Origin of the sequence: Burkholderia lata, assembly GCF_000012945.1 — a bacterium.
GTDB lineage: Bacteria > Pseudomonadota > Gammaproteobacteria > Burkholderiales > Burkholderiaceae > Burkholderia > Burkholderia lata.
On the sequence record NC_007511.1, the window covers coordinates 718,721 to 739,208 of the forward strand.

Consider the following 20,488-nt stretch of genomic DNA (forward strand, 5'->3'; position numbering starts at 1 on the left):
CGGTGCCTGCACGCGCATGGAGGGAGGCGGGAGGCAGCGCCGGAGCGACGCCAGCGGATGTTGCCATCATGGATGCGAAAGTGTGCGCGTCGGCTACCAGTCTCGCGACTGCAGCGACGCCAGCGGACGCGGCGGCAATCGCCGCGCGAACGGTGCCCGGCCGTCCTGGTCGAACCGCTCCGCTGCGGCACGCGCTGGCCGCAATCGTTTGCGTTCTGGGGGCCGCGCAGGCCGTGCTTGCCGGGGTGTCCGCCGAGGTTGTCGATCCGGGCGACGCGGTGCGCATCGTTGCTGCCGCAAATCCCGCGGACTCTGCCGATTCCTCTGCTGCATCACACGACACGGCCGTGCGTCAGGTCGTGCTGGGCATCATCAGCTTCACCCACTGGCCGACGACACCCGTTCGCCTGCATCTGTGCATCACGGGCCGCCCCGACTACGCGCGCGGCCTGACCGACACGCTGCAGGCCGGTTCGACACTGCTCGACGTGCAGCGTGTGCGCTTCGACGATCCCGCGCTCGGCATCGCCTGCGACATCGTCTATCTCGGCAACCTGGGCGCAGATGAGCGAGCGCGCGTGAGAGCTGCGGTGGCCGGCCATCCGGTGCTGACGATTTCGGAACACGATCCATCGTGCACCGCGGGCGGCATGTTCTGTCTCAACGTCGACGGCGAACGCGTGTCGTTCGACATCAATCTCGACGCGGTCGCACGCAGCGGCGTGCGCGTGCATCCGAACGTGCTCAATCTCGCGCGGCGGCCGGGGGCACCATGACACGGCCCGCCCCACCCGTTTCGCTGCGGCGCGTGCCGCGCCCGACGCTGCAAAGCGTGCTGCGTCGCGCGCACCTGCGCCTCGCGTTCGTCGCCGTCGCGATGGCCGCCGTGTCGTTGATCGTGGTGGCCGTGATCGCATTGCGCGCGTATGCCGGCAACAACCTGAACCTGCTGGCCCGCTCGCTCGGTTATACGGTCGAGGCGGCGCTCGTGTTCGGCGACCGCGTCGCGGCGGCCGAGGCGATCGGGCTGATCGCCGGCGACGAGGACGTCGCACAGGTGGTGGTGACGGATAGCAAGGACCAGCCGTTCGCGACGTGGCAGCTGCCTGCCGGCAGCGGGATCGCGCGGCTCGAGCGCGTCGTCGCCGATCTCGCGCTGCCGGGGCCCGTGACCGCGCCGGTGGTGCATGACGGCATCGTCGTCGGCCACGTCGTCGTGCGCGGCCGTGGCCATCAGTTCTTCGGATTCCTGCTTGGCGGCGTGGGCGGCATTCTCGGTTGCCTGGCCGTCAGCGTGATCGGCGCGTATATCAGCTCGAAGCGCCTGTTGCGCAATATCGTTTCGCCGTTGCGCGCGCTGGCCAGCGTCGCCCACGCGGTGCGGCGCGAACGTGCGTTCGCGCAGCGCGTCGAGCCGGCGTCGATTGCCGAACTCAACCAGCTCGGCGACGACTTCAATGCGCTGCTCGACGAATTCGAAGACTGGCAGAACACGCTGCGCGACGAGAACGCGTCGCTCGAACACAAGGCGACGCACGATGCGCTCACGGGGCTGCCCAACCGCGTGCAGTTCGAATCGCGTCTCGCACTCGCCCTCGGCGAAGCCGGGGTCACGGGGCAGCGGGTCGCGATCCTGTATCTCGATTGCGACCGCTTCAAGGAAATCAACGACTGTCTCGGCCACGACGCCGGCGACGCGGTGCTGATCGGCATCGCGTCACGGCTGCGTATGCAGGTGCGCGAGGCCGACCTGGTCGCGCGCCTGGGCGGCGACGAATTCGCGGTCATGCTGCCGGCCGTGCGAGAAGCGGGTAGCGTATGTCGTATTGCTGACGAGATCTTGTCCGGCATGGCGCCGTCGATCGAGCTGTCCGACGGCCGCGTGGTGGCCACCATGATGAGTGCCGGCGTTGCGCTGTATCCCGATCACGCGTCGGATGCGAGCGGTTTGCTGCGGGCGGCGGATGCCGCGATGTACCGCGCCAAGCGCGCCCGCCCAGGCTCGTGGCAACTGGCGGAAGGGGTCGCGGGGGCGGCTTGAGGTTCATCGTTTCACGCTGCGGGCGAGGCCGCGGCAGTGGGTTGAAAGAGCGCTCGCGATGCGGGTGCAATCGAAGGGGTCAATGATGAACAACATGTTTCCGGTGGGCATTGGGCGCTTGTGCGTCGGCAGCGCGCTGCTTTTGTGCATGCTGCTGGGCGGCTGCAAGGCGCCGCCGCTTCATCGTGGATTGACGCAGACGCAGGTCACGGCGCTCAAGTCGGCCGGCTTCCAGGAAACCCAGCAGGGTTTCGAGTTCGGCTCGACCGGGCCGATCCTGTTCGATTTCGATCGCTACAACCTCAAGCCCGACGTGCGGCGGATCGTCGAACGGATCGGTCGCACGCTCCGGTCGGCGGGGATTAACGGGGTACGGGTCTATGGATACTCGGACCAGGAAGGCGTGGACAAGTATGACCTCGAGTTGTCCAGGCGGCGGGCGGAGGTCGTTGCGCTTGAGCTAGTCGACGTCGGGCTCGATACGAAGCGCATCGCGATCGTCGGGAAGGGGAAGAGCGATCCGGTCGGGGATAACAAGACGCCTGGCGGGCGGGCGCAGAATCGGCGGGCGGCGATCGTGGTGTCACCGCGGTGACCGGGCGCGGTTTCTCCGGGCGGGGTGAAAGGCGCGTGCAAGCGCCAGAATTCATGCTATCGAACGCGATGATCGATAGCGCGTAGTGGTGCTGTAGCGCCAGCCGGCGCGCGTTTCCTTCCAGAGTGTTCGCACTATTCCATCGTGACAGGGGCGATGCCTCGCCCCGTACGGATCTGTCACACGTTTCATGCAGATTGTGTCGTGTTCCGCGCGTGCCGGCGCGGTGCGTCGGTATGAGCAGCCGCGCCTGGGCGGCCCGTTTTTGTATTATCGAGGGCCTGAACGGAAACGTTTGCGGGTGTCTTTCACGCGTCCGGGTTTTGTCCTACATTATCGGGGCTTCGGGCCGGTCAGCCGGCACCTGGAACCTGAGACCACAAGAAGGAACAAGAATGAGTTTCGCTCCGAACGGGGGTATTCCCACAGGAATGGGCGGTAGTGCGCTCGGCTCGCTGAGCGCGCTCGGCGGACTCGCCGGCCCGGTTGCGTCGAGTGTCGCCGGCAGTCTCGGGCCGCTCGCGGGCCTGGCCGGGCACGTCGACACCGTCCAGCGCGCGATGCAGCTCGCGCAGACCGGTTTTTCGCTGATGGACAAGACGCCCGGTGCGATCGCCGAGGCGATCAACGGCGCCGCGAACCCCGCGCGCCTGACCCAGCTCAACCGCTACGTGACGCTCGATACGCCGCTCGGCCCGGACGTGCTGCTGGTCAGCGCCGCCGTCGTCGACGAGCACGTGAACCGGTTGCCGGAAATCCATCTCGACCTGCTGTCGCATCGCCACGACCTGCGCCCCGAGGATCTGATCGGTCAGCAAGTGAAGATCCGGTTCGACCAGCAGGCTCGCCTGTCGACGCTGGAGCGCGTCGTCGCATCGGGCGCCGCCGACAACGACCGATACTTCGACGGCTACGTCGCGTCGTTCGACCGGGCCGGCAACCCCGGCAACGTCACGCAGTATCACCTGACGGCGGTGCCGTGGTTCTGGTTCCTGACGCGCTCGACCGACTGCCGGATCTTCCAGAACAAGACCGCGCAGGACATCCTCACCGAGATCTTCCAGGAGCACGGCTTCTCCGATTTCGTGTTCGATATCCGGACGGCCCAGAAGCCGCTCGAATACGTCGTGATGTACCAGGAGAGCTACTTCAACTTCTGCGCGCGGCTGATGGAGCAGGAGGGGCTGGTGTGGACGCACCGCTACGAGAAGGACAAGCACATCCTGGTGATCGGCGATTCGAACCTGCTGTTCCGCCCGATCGACGGGCTCGCGACGGTGCCGTTCGCGGCCACCGAGGCGAGCGAGGACAGCGGCATCGACCAATTGCACGAAGGCCGGCGTTTCGGCGTCGGCAAGGTCACGTTCCGCGACTTCAACCACCAGAACCCGTCGTCGCCGCTGATGCTGGTGGAGGCCGGGCCGCAGAACCTCAAGCACGCGCGGCTCGACGCGACCGAGCGGTTCGAGCACCAGTCGCTGTACGACCACGGCGACGACGGCAACCGCTACGCCCGTTTCGCGATGGAAGCCGAGGAGGCGCAGGCCCATCGTTTTACCGGCGGCGGCTACGCGTGGCGCATGACCACGGCGGGCGCCGTCACCGTGGCGAATCACCCGGTGCTCGAGAACAACCAGGAATACGTGATTCTGCAGGTGCGTCACGAAGCGGTGAACGACTACACGCAGCACAGCGCGAAGCTGCCGTACCGCAACAGCTTCGCGCTGCTGCCGAAGAAGGTGCCGTATCGCGCGCCGCGCGGCACGCCGAAGCCAGTGATTCACGGCACGCAGTCGGCGATGGTCGTCGGGCCGAAGGGCGAGGAAATCTACACGAACGGCAGCGCCGTGAAGGTGCATTTCCCGTGGGACCGGCGCGGCAAGAAGGACGGCTCCGATTCGATGTGGGTGCGCGTGTCGCAACCGTGGGCGGGCGACGGCTGGGGCGCGGCCGCGATTCCGCGCATCAAGCAGGAAGTGCTCGTGGCGTTCAACCAGGGCGATCCGGATAACCCGGTGATCGTCGGTCGCGTGTTCAATGGCGAACAGGGCAATCCGTATCACGGCGCGGCCGGCCAGACGATGGGGATCAAGAGCCAGACGCACAAGGGGCAGGGGTCGAACGAAATCCGCATGACCGACACGAACGGCATGCAGGAATTCTTCATGCATGCGCAGAAGGACATGAATACCGTCGTCGAGAACAACGAGACGCACAAGGTGCTGGGGCCGATGCGTACCGTGCTGGTGGCGACGGGCAGCGAAGAGAAGCAGATTCCGCAGGGCAACCTGACAGAGACGATCGCCGAGAAGCGCAGCACGACCGCGACCACCGTCGAGGTGATGACGCCGGCCAAGGATGGCGGCGGCGGCACGCAGGTCCACATGGCCGAGCGCGGCATCCTGCTGAAGGTGATGGACAGCTCGATCTCGCTCGCGCCGGAAGGCATCCGCCTCGAGCACAAGGGCTCCGTGATCCTGATGACCGACGACGGCGTGATGGTCAACGGCACGCGTATCGACCTCAACAAATAATACGAACGAAACCAGCCATGCACTACGCAATCCACGAAGGCACCTTCGAACTGCCGGACGCAGCGCTCGACCGCACCGTCAACATCCTGATGATGAATGCAGGCCCGGGCGGCCTCAACCTCGTGATCGCTCGCGGTCGGTTGCGCGACGGGGAGAATCTCGACGCGTTCGTCGCGCGCGAATGGGACGTGGCGTCGCGCGATGCCAGGATGCTGACCGAGAAAGCGCGTCGGCCGGTGACGGTGGGGTCCCGTGCGGGCGTTCAGATCGATTCCACGCTTGAGCGCGATGGCAGGCTCTGGCACCAGGTGCAGACGATGTTTCCGTCGGACGACGCCGGCCGCGTGCTGGTGATGACGTTGACCAGCGCGGCACCGCTGAACGAAGAACAGCAGGCGATTGCCGAACGCATGCTCGCCAGTTTCCAGCCGCGCGCGGCGCGGCCGTCCCTGCTCGGGCCGGGTGACGCGTCGTGAGCGCGGAAAACTTCGCGGCCGCTCGCTTCGAAGATCCGATCCAGCACACGACGTTGATGGGGGAGCTTGTCGGCACGGTCGGGTCCGTGGTCGGCGGCGCCATCGTCGGTGCGTTGGTGGCAGAGGCGATGGAGGGGCTGATCTTCGCCGGCCTCGCTGCGCTCGAGATCGGCACCGCGGGGTTGGCGACGCCGCTCGTGATTGCGATCGGTGTAGGCGTGGCGGTCGGCTCGGGCGCGCTGATGGAAGCGAGCGGCATGAACGAGGCCATCGACGACGGTGCGAAGTCGGTGGCCAATTCGCTCGTGCCACCCGTGATCAAAGGCAAGATCGCAAGCGGGTCGGGGAACGTCTACGTCAACAACAAGCCGGCTTCACGGGCGGCGAAGCCGGGCGATCTCGATACCGTTGCGTGTACCGATCATCCCGGGCCGCAGATGATTGCGGACGGATCGGGCAGCGTTTATATCAACGATCAACCTGCGGCGCGGGTCGGCGACAAGACGACGTGCGACGGGACGATTGCCGAAGGCTCGGACAACGTTTTCATCGGCGGCGGGACGCAGCGGGTGCGGGACGTGAAGTCGGCCACGCGGCTCGGGTGGCTGGGGGCTGCGCTCGGTATCGCGCTCGCGGTGTGTGGCCGCGGGAAGATGAGCTGGGGCAACTTTCTGAAGAGCAAGGTGCCGTGTATCGCGATGAATTTCGCGGCGGGTGCGTTCGGTACCTGGCTGGGTAGTCTGGCGCGGCCGTCGGCGGGGCATCCGGTTAACGTCATTACCGGCAGCAAGGTGCTCGATGGCACGGACGATACCGACTTCGTATTGCCCGGACCGCTGCCGATCGTCTGGCAGCGTTTCTATAGCAGCCTCGATGATCGTGCAGACAGCCTGTTCGGGACGGGATGGAGCGTGCCGATCAGCGTCGAGTTGCGACTCGCGCGTGAACATGGCGAGGTTGCGTCGATTACGTACTGGGACGAGCAGGGGCGCGAGATCGTGTTCCCGGCTGTGTCGCCGGGTGAGAGCCATTTCAGCGTGCCGGAAGGCATTTACCTGATCTGTACCGAGGGCGGCCACTATGTGGTCGAAACGGTCGACGGGGTGTATCGCGATTTCGGTCGTGCTCGTACCGATGCGGATGGCGAGACGCTCAAGCTGTGGCGCCTCGAAGATCGCAACGGTAACTGGATCGAGGTTGAGCGAGAGGCCCGCGATGAGGTTGCGCGGCCCGTACGGTTGCACGATAGCGCCGGTCGCTTGCTGACACTGTCCTACGACAAGTTGCATCCGCAACGTATTGCCGCGATCGAATTGACCCGTGGCGTTGACGGCGAACAACCCGACACGTTGGTGCGTTACGCGTACAGCAATGCCGGCGAGCTGGTGGCGGTTACCGATCGTAGCGGCCATATCGGGCGACGCTTTGCATACGAGCATGGACTGATGGTCCAGCACACGCTGCGTGGCGGCCTGCAGTGTTTTTACGCGTGGCAGGGTGTCGGCCGCGATGCGCGCGTCGTGCGCCACTGGACCAACGACGGCGAAGCGTACACGTTCAACGCGGATCTCGCGCAGCGTTCGGTGACGATCACCGACCAGATCGGTCGTGTGACGCGCTGGACGTGGAACGAGGATCAACAGCCGACGAGCCATACGGATGCCGAAGGCCACGTGTGGCAGTTGGAGTGGAACGCAAAGCGGCAGTTGGTCAGCACGACCGATCCGGCGGGGAACACGACGCGCTTCGAATATGACGAGCGTGGGCGGCAGACGCAGCGTATCGATGCGCTTGGCCAGGTTGAGCGGACCGAGTGGAACGGGTACTACGACCTGCCCGTAGCGGAAACCGATCCGGCGAATTCGCGCTGGATTTACCGTTACGACGATCTCGGCAACCTGACGATGACGCGTGATCCGGCGGGTTTTGCGACCGAGTATCACCGGGACGAGCGCGGGCTCGTGCATACGATTCGTGATGCGCGGGGTGGGTACAAATTCCTCGAGTGGAATGGCCGTGCGCAGTTGACGTCGTATACCGATTGTTCCGGCAAGGTCACGCGGTTTGCGTATGACGCACGTGGGGCGCTCGCACGTGTGACCGATGCGGCCGGACAGTCGACCGTGTACGAAACGGATGCGATGGGGCGGGTCACGGGGATCGGGACGGCCGATGGTGCGCGTCAGGCGTTCTTTTATGACGTGGCTGGGCGTCTTATTGAGGTTGTTGATGCGAATCAGCGCAGCACGCGGTATGAACTCAATCCGCGTGGGCTGCTGCTTTCGCGTACCGACGCGGCTAATCGCGTCGTGCGATTCGGGTACGACGATGCGTTTCGGCTTGCGAGCTTGACCAACGAAAATCGTGAGTCGTATCGCTTTCAGTATGACCGTCGCGATCTGGTGGCTGAGCAGATCGGACTTGATGGCCACAAGCGCGCATACGAATACGACGTGTGTGGCCAAGGCACGATCGTGCGGGATGGAAAGATCGAGACGCGATACGAGCGCGATGCGATCGGACGACTGACGGCGAAGCAAGCCACGCATGAGCGATGTGAATACCTGTACGACAAGGCAAGCCGAATCGCGTCGGCCGAGTTGTACACGCTGGCCGCTCGTGGTTCGTCGCTGAAGAATCGGGTCAGTCTGAAGTATGGGGCGCGCGGTGAGGTGCTCGAGGAGTACACGCCGACGGGCTGGCTTGCGCATACCTACGATGAGCTAGGTAACCGCGTCAGCACCACGATCTCGGGCGAGCGTACGATCGATTGGCTGCATTACGGTTCGGGGCACGTGCACCAGATCCGCGTTGACGGTGCTGCAGTGGCCGACATCGAGCGCGATGATCTGCATCGGGAAGTTCTGCGGACGCAAGGCAAGCTGACCAGTCATTTCGGGTACGACGCGGTGGGCCGTCGTGCCCGGCAACTTGCACAGCGAGGTCGGGCGGCGGACGAGTTGTTGGCGAAGCAATGGCAATACGATGCCGCAGGCGACGTGATCCAGAAGCGGGATCTGCGCTATGGCACGACGAGTTATCGCTATGACGCGACGGGGCGCATTGAACAGGCGGCCGGGCCGGGATTGCCGTCCGAAGTGTTTCGCTGGGACGCGGCGGCGAACCTGGTGTCGAGCGATCACCCGGGAGGCTTCGTTGAGCACAACCGGCTCAAGATGTTCGAGGACAAGCGCTTCGAGTACGACGTATATGGAAGGCTTGTTCGCAAGTTGAGTGGGCACGGGCCGGCCAAAGAGTTGGTGCTTGAGTACGACGACTGGAACCAGTTGAAGACCGTCGTGACGAAGGACCGGCTTGGCGTCGGGACGACGCATTTCGAATACGACGCGTTCGGCCGGCGGATTCGGAAGCTCAATGGGGGTTACGCGAGTACGGATTTCCTGTGGGACGGCATGCGGCTCGTGCAGGAGACGTACCACGACCGTCAGGGCGAGGAAGCGCTGACGTACTTGTATGAGTCCAACAGCTATGTGCCGCTGGCGCGGATCGACCAGGGTAAGGTGGCGGCTAACGACGCCAATGCGCGGGATGCGGTCTACTATTTCCACAACGACGTGTCGGGGTTGCCGGAGGAACTGACTAACGCTGAAGGCGAGTTGATTTGGCAGGCTCGATACAAGGTATGGGGCAACGCGGTGCAGGAGGAGTGGATTGCGCGGACTTCGCAGCAATCGGTGCCGGAATGGGGCGAGGTGCAATTGGCTTCTGCAACACCTGCCCACGTGCCACGGCCGCAGAACCTGCGTTTCCAAGGGCAATACCTGGATCGGGAAACCGGGCTGCACTACAACACGTTCCGGTTCTATGATCCGGACATCGGACGCTTCATTAATCCGGATCCGATTGGCCTGAGTGGCGGGCATAATCTTTATGCGTATGCTGAGAGTCCACTGATATGGATTGATCCGTGGGGATGGTGCCGACGGGGTAACCAAGCGACTAAGAACCACATGGATGGAGTCAGAGATCAGTATCTTGCGGATAATCCAACTGATCGACACGTTGCAGGCGGACGTAACGCTCTCACAGGAGGGGAGCGCCCAGAGACCTATTTGCCACCATTAAGTGGAAATGGGCGAAAGGGTAGTTCCTATACAGACATGACGTTCACAGATTCTCAAGGCAATCCTGTCTATATCCAGACAGTAGATAAGGGTTCAGTGAACGGGATGTCTCAACGGGAGTGGACGAACGCTAATCGCATCACTCAACAGGATCCGAGTGCGATTGTCATCACGGTTGTTAAGGGATCAACCTTGCAACCGGGAGACTTGAATACGGCGACGATGACGCCTGGAACTGTCACTACCCGATAAAAGAAAGGAGTAAGTTTTGGCCACTAAGATGCCGACGTTGCAGACCTTTATGACCAGTGTTGATGAAGCAGTGTTTTCAGATTTACTGAAAGCGCATATTCCTCATGTCAAATTTATTGATTCGTATATTTGGAATTCACCCATTCCTCCTGTGCATGACAGCATGGCCGAGTGTCATGGACAGTCATTCTCCGATGTCGTGATTCTCGATGAGGCGATTTGCACTGTGGAGCGCTATACGCGTGAATTTGTTGCTCCTCATCCGGGCGGGTCGGGCTATATCGGGTCTATGGAGGGGCCTGGGGCAATTCAGTTCCTACGGTCGCATGAGGCCAAATATGCACCAGGTAGCCTACGGGATGGCCGCTTAGCGGCGTCCTATGACCCCGAAACAGATGAGGCAACGGACGAGTTTGTTAAGGTGGTCTGGAAAGTATTCAAGAAGTTTGCAGTAAAGACATACTTGATCGATCGCGAGACTGGCGCTGTCAGAGAGAAGCCGGAAACCCGATTCTTCGCGGGGCCGGATGCTGCGGCGAAGTTCGATGGTTCCAATGGGAATTATCTAACTAATAACACGCTAGCCTATTTCGTGGCAAAATCGTCAAAGTGAATTGCGTGTTCGAAGCGCTTGAAAAATAAAGCGCGGGCGATCAATGAAATTTCAGGCCACGTACGAGCGCGATGCAGTCGTATGGCTTCCGTTGCGAACGCCATTCTTTCTCGCTGCGCTCGATTCGTGGGCGTTTAATATTTCCCCGGAAGATGAAATTAAAGTAGAGGAATTCGAGAGAAGTCTGGGAGGTTGCCGTGCTGCATCAAAATTAAACCTATATTTCGCATGTGGTAAATAATCGCGGCAACCGGGGCGAGGCTCTGTCGTATCCCTTGAGGAAAAATACACCATCGCTCGGAATGGCTATCTCGATCTGTTTCGAGAGGGGTAGTGCCTCCCATTCGGGATGGTTAAATTCCGCAGGATGCGAGTGCATTGCGCGAAGTCGCGCACTGTGCGGCCTCACCAACCAATATTGCAAGACGACCGCGACGTCCCCGCACCGCCGGTAGCCGTGCACTTCGTCCCCGCGCCGTTGTCATAGAACGTCCGCGTCTCCGGTTGCGGCACCGAAGGATCGAATGGATTCGGCGCGCCATGCGGGCCGCGCGGAGCATCGTAAGGCCGCTGCGGCGCATACGAGCCGCCACTACCAGCCGGCCTTGAGCCGTTAGCGCGCAGATACTCATTCCAGTTCTCCGCGCGCTGTTCATATCCAGGCACCGCGCGACCAAAGCTGTCGCTCCCACCCGCACCAAGCGCGACGCGATTCGCGGGCAATACAAAATCAGCCTCGTGCTCAACCGAAGGCGTCGGCACCACAAGCGCATCACCCGTCACCCTCAACGGCCGCGTATCCGGCGTATCGAACGGGCTGCGCTCCACCGGCGCCGCGTACTCCAGGCGACCATGGCCCATACGTGCCGCATGCCCGTCATCCCGAGCAGCAGCCCTACGCTCCGACCGAAACACATTGGCGCCCGCCGACCGATCGGCCAACGAATCGCGCCCGGAAGCATCGACAGCAGAAACAGAAAGCGCACACGCGATCGCGGCGGCGGTGGAAGAAAAGCGGGGGAGGTGATTCATCAGCGTTCCGAAGCAGGTGATATGCGATGAGAAAAAACGGCAGATCACTGGCTGGCAGCTGGGCGACGGACGGGCGTCGAAGCGGCCCTGAAGCGACTGCGAGGCGCGGCGTACGCGACTCACAGGAAGGCTGGCTGGATTGCAGAAGCGAATTCGTATTATTTCATGAAAATAACAACCAGCTTCCAAATGTTTAGTTTTGTTTGTAAACAGAAGGATTTACCGCCTCAAGCGAACGCCCCGAGTTGGTGTCCACCCAACTAATCATCAGTTGATTAATTTTCAGCGATCAGACCCTTAGCAGCCCGAAAGCACGCCGCACGAAATCAACAATCCCCGAACACCAAGCACTGCAAGGCAACCAGCCAACTCAGCCCACTCCATAGCAACCCAATTGCACCCCAGGCAAACGTTCTCGCCCGGCCCAAGGTTGCGCCCCGATCGCCACCATCACCCCACAAAACCCTCCGTGTTTTCCCTCGGTCGACCGGCATTTTTGACAGACGATTTAAAAACGCCCATATAATTTCGACTGCCTTGCCAACGGCTGTCGGACCATCCCTCCGAACAAGCGATTTGGCAAGCGGGGCAGGCGAAACGCTTGCGCAATGCAAGACGCATCACGATGTCTTTCCGAACCAGACGTCCCCTTCGGGGACTGCAAGAGCCGGGCCCCGCTACGCAACATTCCGCCGGAGTTCCGTCTTCTATGTGTCTCGGGCGTGTCCCATGTCCTCGCCCCGGGTGCTGTTCGATTGCGCAAGTCATGCCGCCTTTGCCCGTATGACTAACAACATCGAGGAGCTCCTGATGACGCTGTCCCGTCTTACGTCCATTTCCGTCGCCGCCGTGCTGTTCGCCGCCGGCGCCGCCGCCGCGCAAGCGGAAACCGTGAAGATCGCCATCGCTGGTCCGATGAGCGGTTCGGTCGCCCAATACGGCGACATGGTGAAGGCCGGCGCGCTGACCGCGATCGAGCAGATCAACGCAGCCGGCGGTGCGGGCGGCAACAAGTTTGAAGTCGTGATGATGGACGACGCTTGCGAACCGAAGCAGGCCGTCGCTGTTGCCAACAAGATCGTCAGCCAGAAGATCAAGTACGTGATCGGTCACGTGTGCTCGGGTTCGACGATCCCGGCCTCGGACATCTACGAGAACGAAGGCATCGTGATGGTCACGCCGTCGGCCACCGCGCCGCAGCTGACCGAAGGCAAGAAGCGCCACTTCATCTTCCGCACGATCGGCCGTGACGACCAGCAAGGCCCGGCCGCCGCGCACTACATCATCAACAACGTGAAGCCGAAGAAGGTCGCGGTCTTGCACGACAAGCAGTCGTACGGCCAGGGCATCGCATCGTCGGTCAAGAAGGACCTCGAAGCCGCGAAGATCCCCGTCGTCCTGTTCGAAGGCATCAACGCCGGCGATTCGGACTACTCGGCGATCATCACGAAGCTGAAGTCGCAAGGCGTCGATTTCGTCTACTTCGGCGGCTACCACCCGGAAATGGGCCTGCTGATGCGCCAGGCGCGCGAGCAGGGCGTGAAGGCAACGTTCATGGGGCCTGAAGGCGTGGGCAACAAGGACGTGACGGCGATCGCCGGCCCGGCCTCGGAAGGCATGCTCGTCACGCTGCCGGCCGACTTCTCGGCCGATCCGGCCAACGCTGCGCTCGTGAAGGCGTTCGCGGACAAGAAGCGCGACCCGAACGGCCCGTTCCAGATGCCGGCATACGCAGCGGTGAAGATCATCGCCGACTCGATCGCCGGAGCGAAGACGACCGACCCGACCAAGGTCGCCGCGTACATGCACAAGACGACGTTCGACACGCCGATCGGCAAGGTCGCGTATGACGCACAGGGCGACCTGAAGGCGTTCAAGTTCGTCGTGTACACGTGGCACAAGGACGCGACGAAGACCGCCGCCAAGTAACACGGAGTACCCGCCCGCGCACCCGCCCTGTCCGAGACCCGGACGGGGCGGGTGCGTATTGGCTGCGCATCGGCCCAGTGCGCAGCCAACGGGCGGTCCGAGACGACACCGTGCGTTGCGCGCGGCCGAACGCCGTGATCCGGCGGCGGCATGCGACACAACGCCAACGGGAGCTTCCCGCACATGACTGACTTCTTTCCGCAATTCGCCCAGCAACTGGTCAACGGCCTGACGCTGGGTGCGATCTATGCGCTGATCGCCATCGGCTATTCGATGGTCTACGGCATCATCGGCATGATCAACTTCGCCCACGGCGAGATCTACATGATCGGCGCCTACGTGGGCCTCGTGACCCTCACTGCAATCGGCATCTCCGCCGGCTATCCGCTGCCGCTCGTGCTCGGTGCCGCGCTGATCGTGTCGGTGATCGTCACCGGCCTGTACGGTTTCGCGGTCGAGCGCGTCGCGTATCGCCCGCTGCGCGGCGGCCCGCGCCTCGTGCCGCTGATCTCCGCGATCGGCATGTCGATCTTCCTGCAGAACTACGTGCAGATCGGCCAGGGCGCGCGCGACGTGTCCGTGCCCGTGCTGATCTCCGGCGCGTTCGACATCCATCTCGGCGGCGACTTCGACGTGACGATCCCGTATTCGCGCCTGATGATCGTCTGCGTGACGCTCGTGCTGATGATCGCGCTCACGCTGTTCATCTCGCATTCGCGGATGGGCCGTGCGTGCCGCGCATGCGCCGAGGACATGAAGATGGCGAACCTGCTCGGCATCGACACGAACCGCGTGATCTCGTTCACGTTCGTGCTCGGCGCAATGCTGGCCGCCGTCGGCGGCGTGCTGATCGGGCTGACGATCGGCAAGCTGAACCCGTATATCGGCTTCGTCGCGGGCATCAAGGCGTTCACCGCCGCGGTGCTCGGCGGGATCGGCAGCATCCCGGGCGCGATGCTCGGCGGCGTGCTGCTGGGCCTCGCCGAAACCTTCGCCGCAGGCTACATGCCGGCCGAGTACAAGGACGTCGTCGCGTTCGGCCTGCTCGTGCTGATCCTGCTCTTCCGCCCGACCGGCCTGCTCGGCAAGTCGGACATCGAAAAGGTTTGAGGGAGACGCAGATGAGTCAAGTCATTTCCGTTCGCCGCCCGGCCGCCGACGCTTCGATCGGCCAGGCGCTGAAAAATGCCGTGGCCGCCGCGTTCCTGACGGCGATCCTCACGATTCCGGTGCTCGGTCTGCAGTTGAAGCTCGACGGCTATCAGGTCGTGCTGACGCCGCACTGGCGCCCGGTGTGGATCGCGGTCGCGGCCGTGTTCCTGTTCCAGCTGTTCAAGCCGTGGCTCGTGCGCGCGAAAGCGGCGGTCAAGCTGCCGGCGGTGCCCGCGATGGGCGCGCAGCAGCAGCGCGTGATCATCTGGGTGATGCTCGCGATCGGGTTCGTGTGGCCGTTCTTCGGCTCGCGCGGTGCGGTGGACGTCGCGACGCTCGCGCTGATCTACGTGATTCTTGGCCTCGGGCTGAACATCGTGGTCGGTTTCGCGGGGCTGCTGGATCTCGGCTATGTCGGGTTCTACGCGGTCGGCGGCTATACGTACGCGATGCTGAACCAGTACTTCGGGCTGTCGTTCTGGGAGTGCCTGCCGATCGCGGCCATCGCGGCGGCGACGTTCGGCTTTCTGCTCGGCTTCCCGGTGCTGCGCCTGCGCGGCGACTATCTCGCGATCGTCACGCTCGGCTTCGGCGAAATCATCCGCCTGCTCGCGAACAACCTGACGAGCCTCACGGGCGGCCCGGACGGCATCTCGAGCATTCCGAAACCGACGGTGTTCGGCTTCGAGATGGCGCGCAGCGCGAGCGTCGAAGGTGCGAAGACTTTCCATGAACTGATCGGGCTGGAATACAGCGGTGAGCACATGGTGATCTTCCTGTACCTGATCGCGCTGGTGCTGGTCTGCTTCACGCTGTTCGTGACGAGCCGCCTGATCCGCATGCCGATGGGCCGTGCGTGGGAAGCGCTGCGCGACGACGAGATCGCGTGCCGTTCGCTCGGCCTGAACCCGACGCGCATCAAGCTGTCGGCGTTCACGCTCGGCGCGGCGTTCGCCGGTATCGGCGGCGCGTTCTTCGCGGCGCGCCAGGGCCTCGTGAATCCTGAATCGTTCACCTTCATCGAATCGGCGCTGATCCTCGCAATCGTCGTGCTCGGCGGGATGGGCTCGCAGCTCGGCGTGATTCTCGCGGCGATCCTGCTGACCGTGCTGCCGGAAGTCGCGCGCGGCTTCGCCGAGTACCGGATGCTGATCTTCGGTCTCGTGATGGTGTTGATGATGATGTGGCGTCCGCAGGGCCTGCTGCCCGCGAGCCGTCCCCACGTGGAGCTGCCGCAATGAGCGCGAATGCAGAACTGTTGAAGGTCGCCGGGCTGCAGATGCGCTTCGGCGGGTTGCTCGCGGTGGACGGCATCGATTTCGACGTGCGTCGCGATGAAGTGTTCGCGATCATCGGGCCGAACGGCGCGGGCAAGACTACGGTGTTCAACTGCGTCGGCGGCTTCTACAAGCCGACCGGCGGCGACGTCGTGCTCGACGGTCACGCGATCGCCGGGCTGCCGAGCCACAAGATCGCGCTGAAGGGCCTGGTGCGCACGTTCCAGAACATCCGCCTGTTCAAGTCGCTGACCGTCGTCGAGAACCTGCTCGTCGCGCAGCATCGCAAGGTGAAGGCGGGGCTGCTGCCGGGCCTGTTCTCGACGCCCGCGTATCGCCGTGCCGAAAAGGAAGCGCTCGAACGCGCGGCGGTGTGGCTCGACCGGATGGGGCTGACGTCGGTGGCCAACCGCCAGGCTGGCACGCTGTCGTACGGGCACCAGCGGCGTCTGGAGATCGCGCGCTGCATGATCACCGAGCCGCGCCTGCTGATGCTCGACGAGCCCGCGGCCGGCCTCAACCCGCAGGAGAAGATCGAACTGCAGCACCTGATCGACAAGCTGCGCCGCGAGTTCGGCGTATCGGTGCTGCTGATCGAACACGACATGAGCCTCGTGATGGGCGTATCGGACCGCATCCTCGTGATGGAGCACGGCCGGCCGATCGTGATCGGCACGCCGGAAGCGGTCCGCAACGACCCGCGCGTGATCAAGGCGTATCTGGGGGAAGAGTGATGCTGAAGCTGGAACAGGTCCATACGCACTACGGCGCGGTCGAGGCGCTCGCGGGCGTGTCGATCGAGGTGAACAAGGGCGAGATCGTCACGCTGATCGGCAGCAACGGCGCCGGCAAGACGACGCTGATGATGACCGTGTGCGGCACGCCGCGCGCGTCGTCGGGCCGCGTGCTGTTCGAGGGCAAGGACATCACCGCGATGTCGACGCACCAGATCATGCGGCAGGGGATGGCGATTTCGCCGGAAGGGCGGCGCGTGTTCCCGAGCCTGACGGTGCTCGAGAACCTGAAGATGGGCGGCTTCTTCGCGAGCCGCCACGAGATCGACGACGGCATCGAGCACGTGTTCAAGCTGTTTCCGCGCCTGAAGGAACGGGCGGCGCAACGGGCCGGCACGATGTCGGGCGGCGAGCAGCAGATGCTGGCGATCGGCCGCGCGCTGATGAGCAAGCCGCGCCTGCTGCTGCTCGACGAGCCGACGCTCGGCCTCGCGCCGCTCGTGATCGCGCAGATCTTCGACATCATCCGCACGATCCGCGACGAAGGCGTCACGGTGTTCCTCGTCGAGCAGAACGCGAACAAGGCGCTCGGTGTGGCCGATCGCGGCTACGTGCTCGAAACGGGGCGCGTGGTGCTCGCCGATACGGGCGCGAACCTGCTCGCGAACGACCGGATCAAGCAGGCGTACCTCGGCGGTTGACGCCGAAAGCCGCCGGCCTGCAACGGGCCGGCGGCGCTTCTTTTTTTGCTTTCTCTTGCAAGGCCGGTTCCCGGCCTTGTCTTCACAGTCCGATCCTGAACGTGCTTTTCAGTACGTCGCGCAGATGCAGCGCGGCGCGATTGCTGTCGTCCGTCAGGATGGTGATCAGGTGCGGCGGGAGGTCGGGCAGCACGATCCCGGCGACGTGGCTCGTCAGGTTGCCGGACACGCGATCGTGTTCGATGAGGCCGACCGCGAGGCCGTTGGCGATACACGCTTCGACCGCCGGCGAGCTGGCGCTTTCGAGCAGCATCCGGTGCGAGATCTTCGCCTTCTTCAGCGCGTTCAGCGCGGTGTCGCGGTACGGGCAGCCCTGCAATTGCACGGCGATCGGCAGCGGCGCGTCGGGATTGAACTTGAAGGTCCGCGCGGCGACCCACACCGGATGGGTCTTGCTGAGCAGCTCGCCGTGCGGCGGCACTTTCTGGACCACGGCGATCGTGATGTCCAGCTGGCCGCGCGAGAACAGAGACTGCAACTCTTCGCTGGAGCGCGCTTCGACGGTCAGCTCGAGCAGCGGCCGGTCGGCGGCGAAGCGAGGCAGGAATTCCGCCATGAAGTGCGCGGCGTACGAATCGGGGATGCCGAGCCGCAACTTGCCGGTCAGTATCTGCGGCGACAGCGATTCGACGAGCCGGTCGTGGCTCAGCAGGAACTCGGTGGTGTCGCTGAGCAGCTTGTGGCCGTACTGCGTGAGTTCGACGGCCTGGTTGTTCCGCGTAAACAAGCGCTGCGCAACCATTTCCTCGAGCTTCTGAATCTGCGCCGTGACCGACGACGGGCTGCGATTCACATGAGCGGCTGCATCCTTGAAGCGGCCGAGCTTCGCGACGGCGTGGAAGGTTCGCAGCAGGTCGACGTCCAGGGTGCGCGGCATGATTTGGTTTTTCCGAATCAGTGATTCAGGTAATGTCGATTGACGGAATTATTGGGCATCCCATATTCTCGGTCAACAGGCAGACAACGGCAGGCAGCCGGCCGGGCGTTGCACGTATCCGGGGAACGATTCATGTCGATCAACGATTTCGTTGTAGATGCATTGGTGCGGGACAGGAAGCTGAAGGCCGAGTCGGTATGGACGGTCGAGAATCACGAAAAATATTCGACGCTCAAGCACAGCGACGATGATGCGAGGAGAAAGGAAGCAGGGCGCGAGGTGTTTTCGCTGATGCGGAACCTGAACGAGCTGGGCGTGCGGAGCCCCGCGCTGTGCGCGGACCGCGACGGCAACGGTTCGTTGCGCGAAGCGATCGGCAAGTTGAGCGAGCGGCTCGCGACGTTGTCGCGCGGCCGCGATGTGCATTACATCGAGCTCGGGCCGGAGCCGGTCAAGACGACCGAACTCGTGAAGGCCGTCAGCGGTGGCGGCCCGGACCATCTGCGCTACACGGCCGTCGACATCAACGAGTCGTCGGAAGACGCGATGCGGCACGCGATCATGCCGTTCCTGAAAACGCCCGGCTGTTTCAACTACATCGCCGACGATTACCGGAACGTGCAATGGAACCACATCGACGTGGGCCAGGACGTGACGTTCATCACGATGCTCGGGTTCCAGGAGGGCAACGAATTGCCGGTGACGATCGGCCGGCTCATCCGCAATCTCGGCGGCAAGTCGACCTATGTCGTGTCGGAGATGCAGTTGCTGGTCGAGGGGCGTGAAGAGCCCATCTACAACTTCTACCAGAACGAGAACATGGTGCGGTTTTCCGAAGTCGTCAGCCGGCAGCAGGGCTTCGAGCCGCTCGGCAAGCACCATGTGTCGATCGTCCGGCTCAATCTGCTCGGCGACCAGTTCCATGTGGCGGTCACGCTGCAGCCCGTTTCGAAAGCCGGGGCAGACGGGCATCTGATCACCAACGTCTGCCTGAAATACACGCCGGAGCAATTCCGCCATGTCCGCCATAGCCACGCCAATTGCCGCGTGATCGACGAGCTGCACAGCGGCGACGGCAGCGTCGTGTACCAGATCGCCCAGTTCAAGGGCTGAATGCCGCAACCACGACAGCGAGGCACGCGATGAACAAGGGAAATGCATTGCCGGTGTTTGCGCGAGGGTTCGATCGGGTGAGGCTTGCGCTGCAGACGTCGCTGTCCGGCGGCGCGAACGTCGACGGCGCGCTGGATGCCGTGACGGAACCGATGCGCTGGAGCAGCGCCTGCCTGCGCGACAGCTACGAAGTGCGATACCGGCGCAACCTCGACGATCTCGGCTATCGCGATGTACCGATGCGCGGCACGCGCTCGGATGCGCTCAACGCGGTGTGCCATCTTCGCGGATTGTTTTCGGATGAAGCGGTTCATGCGTTGCGCGAGATCGGCCGCGCGCTGGAGCGCAGCGCGTCGAGCAGCAACTGGATCATCTCGAAGCGCGTGCGTGCGGTGACGGAGCGCTCGCGGTTCATCGACGACATGATGCACGACCGCGCGTTCCTGCTGAGGGTGTCGCGTCTGGCCGGTGTGCCGCTGATTCCGTATCCGATGGTCAATGCGCGGTCGCAGTTCAACTATTACTACCCGTTGGACCAGCGCGACGGCAAGGAGCAGCTGGGCATGTGGCACACCGACGGCACCAGCTTCGTGCTGAATATCGTGCTGTCGGATCGATCCGACTACGAGGGCGGAAACTTTCTGTTCTACGAATCGACCGCGGAGACGTTCGACCGCCACGATCGCGAACGCCGGCATGTGAGGACCGCGAATCTGGACACGGCGGGCGACGCGCTGCTCATCTATGGCAGCAAGCTGTTCCATGGCGTCGAGCCGGTCGAGTCGGGGCGCCGCATGTCGCTGGTGCTGTCGTTTCATTGCCCGTATACGCGGGAGGACGACAACGGGTTCTGGCATCTCGCGTCGGACGACGGCATCCCGCGCACGATCGTCAACTGGCTGGCGCTGCAGCGCGCGCTCCGGGACGACGCCGAACTGCAGTACCTCCGCCTCGGGCTCGAACCGATTCGCCCCGAGGATCTGGAAGACCAGCGCCTGTCCCCGGCACCTTTCTGAG

The 20,488-nt window shown here is 63.4% G+C and carries 16 protein-coding genes; 14 read left to right on the top strand and 2 right to left on the bottom strand.

Annotation, left to right across the window (positions count from 1 at the left end; translation table 11 throughout):
* Positions 1-68 precede the first annotated feature (68 nt).
* The 7 genes from BCEP18194_RS26005 (at position 69) to BCEP18194_RS40195 (ending at position 10,596) form a co-directional block, all read left to right on the top strand.
* Positions 69-776 carry a YfiR family protein gene (locus tag BCEP18194_RS26005; RefSeq protein WP_011354251.1) on the top strand — a complete coding sequence of 236 codons (708 nt, stop codon included), beginning with the start codon at positions 69-71 and terminating at the stop codon, positions 774-776.
* A complete protein-coding gene (locus tag BCEP18194_RS26010) occupies positions 773-2,041 on the top strand; it encodes a diguanylate cyclase domain-containing protein (protein ID WP_011354252.1) in 1,269 nt (422 codons plus the stop codon). Before BCEP18194_RS26005 ends, BCEP18194_RS26010 begins: the two co-directional genes overlap by 4 nt.
* A gap of 85 nt (positions 2,042-2,126) precedes the next feature.
* Positions 2,127-2,636: an OmpA family protein gene (locus BCEP18194_RS26015; RefSeq protein WP_011354253.1), complete on the top strand. Its 510-nt coding sequence runs from the start codon at positions 2,127-2,129 to the stop codon at positions 2,634-2,636.
* A gap of 395 nt (positions 2,637-3,031) precedes the next feature.
* On the top strand, positions 3,032-5,170 hold the full coding sequence (locus BCEP18194_RS26020) for a type VI secretion system Vgr family protein (protein WP_041493198.1): 2,139 nt from the start codon (positions 3,032-3,034) through the stop codon (positions 5,168-5,170).
* 17 nt (positions 5,171-5,187) lie between these two features.
* A complete protein-coding gene (locus tag BCEP18194_RS26025; protein ID WP_011354255.1) occupies positions 5,188-5,646 on the top strand; it encodes a DcrB-related protein in 459 nt (152 codons plus the stop codon).
* On the top strand, positions 5,643-9,983 hold the full coding sequence (locus tag BCEP18194_RS41730; RefSeq protein ID WP_011354256.1) for an RHS repeat-associated core domain-containing protein: 4,341 nt from the start codon (positions 5,643-5,645) through the stop codon (positions 9,981-9,983). Before BCEP18194_RS26025 ends, BCEP18194_RS41730 begins: the two co-directional genes overlap by 4 nt.
* Before the next feature lie 16 nt (positions 9,984-9,999).
* A complete protein-coding gene (locus BCEP18194_RS40195; protein ID WP_011354257.1) occupies positions 10,000-10,596 on the top strand; it encodes a hypothetical protein in 597 nt (198 codons plus the stop codon).
* A gap of 405 nt (positions 10,597-11,001) precedes the next feature.
* Here the strand turns inward: BCEP18194_RS40195 and BCEP18194_RS40200 are convergent, their stop codons facing one another.
* Positions 11,002-11,628, bottom strand: a complete 627-nt coding sequence (locus BCEP18194_RS40200) for a hypothetical protein (protein ID WP_081436656.1) — start codon at positions 11,626-11,628, stop codon at positions 11,002-11,004.
* Positions 11,629-12,438: 810 nt separating this feature from the next.
* On the opposite strand from BCEP18194_RS40200, the gene BCEP18194_RS26035 reads away from it, so the two are divergent.
* From BCEP18194_RS26035 to BCEP18194_RS26055, 5 genes are all read left to right on the top strand, one after another.
* Complete coding sequence (locus tag BCEP18194_RS26035) at positions 12,439-13,557, top strand: branched-chain amino acid ABC transporter substrate-binding protein (protein WP_006480712.1); 1,119 nt, start codon at positions 12,439-12,441, stop codon at positions 13,555-13,557.
* 183 nt (positions 13,558-13,740) lie between these two features.
* Positions 13,741-14,667, top strand: coding sequence for a high-affinity branched-chain amino acid ABC transporter permease LivH (gene livH, locus BCEP18194_RS26040; RefSeq protein WP_041493199.1), 927 nt, complete (start codon positions 13,741-13,743; stop codon positions 14,665-14,667).
* An 11-nt stretch (positions 14,668-14,678) separates the two neighbouring features.
* Entirely contained in the window at positions 14,679-15,950 is a 1,272-nt protein-coding gene (locus tag BCEP18194_RS26045; protein ID WP_011354261.1) for a high-affinity branched-chain amino acid ABC transporter permease LivM, read from the top strand.
* Positions 15,947-16,720: a high-affinity branched-chain amino acid ABC transporter ATP-binding protein LivG gene (livG, locus tag BCEP18194_RS26050; RefSeq protein ID WP_011354262.1), complete on the top strand. Its 774-nt coding sequence runs from the start codon at positions 15,947-15,949 to the stop codon at positions 16,718-16,720. Before BCEP18194_RS26045 ends, livG begins: the two co-directional genes overlap by 4 nt.
* A complete protein-coding gene (locus BCEP18194_RS26055; RefSeq protein ID WP_011354263.1) occupies positions 16,720-17,421 on the top strand; it encodes an ABC transporter ATP-binding protein in 702 nt (233 codons plus the stop codon). Before livG ends, BCEP18194_RS26055 begins: the two co-directional genes overlap by 1 nt.
* Positions 17,422-17,503: 82 nt before the next feature.
* Here the strand turns inward: BCEP18194_RS26055 and BCEP18194_RS26060 are convergent, their stop codons facing one another.
* On the bottom strand, positions 17,504-18,358 hold the full coding sequence (locus tag BCEP18194_RS26060) for a LysR substrate-binding domain-containing protein (RefSeq protein ID WP_011354264.1): 855 nt from the start codon (positions 18,356-18,358) through the stop codon (positions 17,504-17,506).
* A 132-nt stretch (positions 18,359-18,490) separates the two neighbouring features.
* Between BCEP18194_RS26060 and BCEP18194_RS26065 the strand changes: the two genes are divergently transcribed.
* The gene (locus BCEP18194_RS26065; RefSeq protein ID WP_011354265.1) at positions 18,491-19,471 is read left to right on the top strand and encodes a hypothetical protein; all 981 of its coding nucleotides are present in this window, start codon (positions 18,491-18,493) and stop codon (positions 19,469-19,471) included.
* A gap of 29 nt (positions 19,472-19,500) precedes the next feature.
* A complete protein-coding gene (locus tag BCEP18194_RS26070; RefSeq protein ID WP_011354266.1) occupies positions 19,501-20,487 on the top strand; it encodes a 2OG-Fe(II) oxygenase in 987 nt (328 codons plus the stop codon).
* Position 20,488 lies beyond the last annotated feature (1 nt).

Bases quoted from the DNA above. Each gene is read 5' to 3' on its own strand.
- BCEP18194_RS26060 (WP_011354264.1), bottom strand. From the start codon at position 18,358: ATGCCGCGCACCCTGGACGTCGACCTGCTGCGAACCTTCCACGCCGTC.
- BCEP18194_RS26010 (WP_011354252.1), top strand. From the start codon at position 773: ATGACACGGCCCGCCCCACCCGTTTCGCTGCGGCGCGTGCCGCGCCCG.
- BCEP18194_RS26035 (WP_006480712.1), top strand. From the start codon at position 12,439: ATGACGCTGTCCCGTCTTACGTCCATTTCCGTCGCCGCCGTGCTGTTC.
- BCEP18194_RS26045 (WP_011354261.1), top strand. From the start codon at position 14,679: ATGAGTCAAGTCATTTCCGTTCGCCGCCCGGCCGCCGACGCTTCGATC.
- BCEP18194_RS26015 (WP_011354253.1), top strand. From the start codon at position 2,127: ATGAACAACATGTTTCCGGTGGGCATTGGGCGCTTGTGCGTCGGCAGC.
- BCEP18194_RS26005 (WP_011354251.1), top strand. From the start codon at position 69: ATGGATGCGAAAGTGTGCGCGTCGGCTACCAGTCTCGCGACTGCAGCG.
- livH (WP_041493199.1), top strand. From the start codon at position 13,741: ATGACTGACTTCTTTCCGCAATTCGCCCAGCAACTGGTCAACGGCCTG.
- BCEP18194_RS26020 (WP_041493198.1), top strand. From the start codon at position 3,032: ATGAGTTTCGCTCCGAACGGGGGTATTCCCACAGGAATGGGCGGTAGT.
- BCEP18194_RS26065 (WP_011354265.1), top strand. From the start codon at position 18,491: ATGTCGATCAACGATTTCGTTGTAGATGCATTGGTGCGGGACAGGAAG.
- BCEP18194_RS26025 (WP_011354255.1), top strand. From the start codon at position 5,188: ATGCACTACGCAATCCACGAAGGCACCTTCGAACTGCCGGACGCAGCG.
- BCEP18194_RS26070 (WP_011354266.1), top strand. From the start codon at position 19,501: ATGAACAAGGGAAATGCATTGCCGGTGTTTGCGCGAGGGTTCGATCGG.
- livG (WP_011354262.1), top strand. From the start codon at position 15,947: ATGAGCGCGAATGCAGAACTGTTGAAGGTCGCCGGGCTGCAGATGCGC.
- BCEP18194_RS26055 (WP_011354263.1), top strand. From the start codon at position 16,720: ATGCTGAAGCTGGAACAGGTCCATACGCACTACGGCGCGGTCGAGGCG.
- BCEP18194_RS40200 (WP_081436656.1), bottom strand. From the start codon at position 11,628: ATGAATCACCTCCCCCGCTTTTCTTCCACCGCCGCCGCGATCGCGTGT.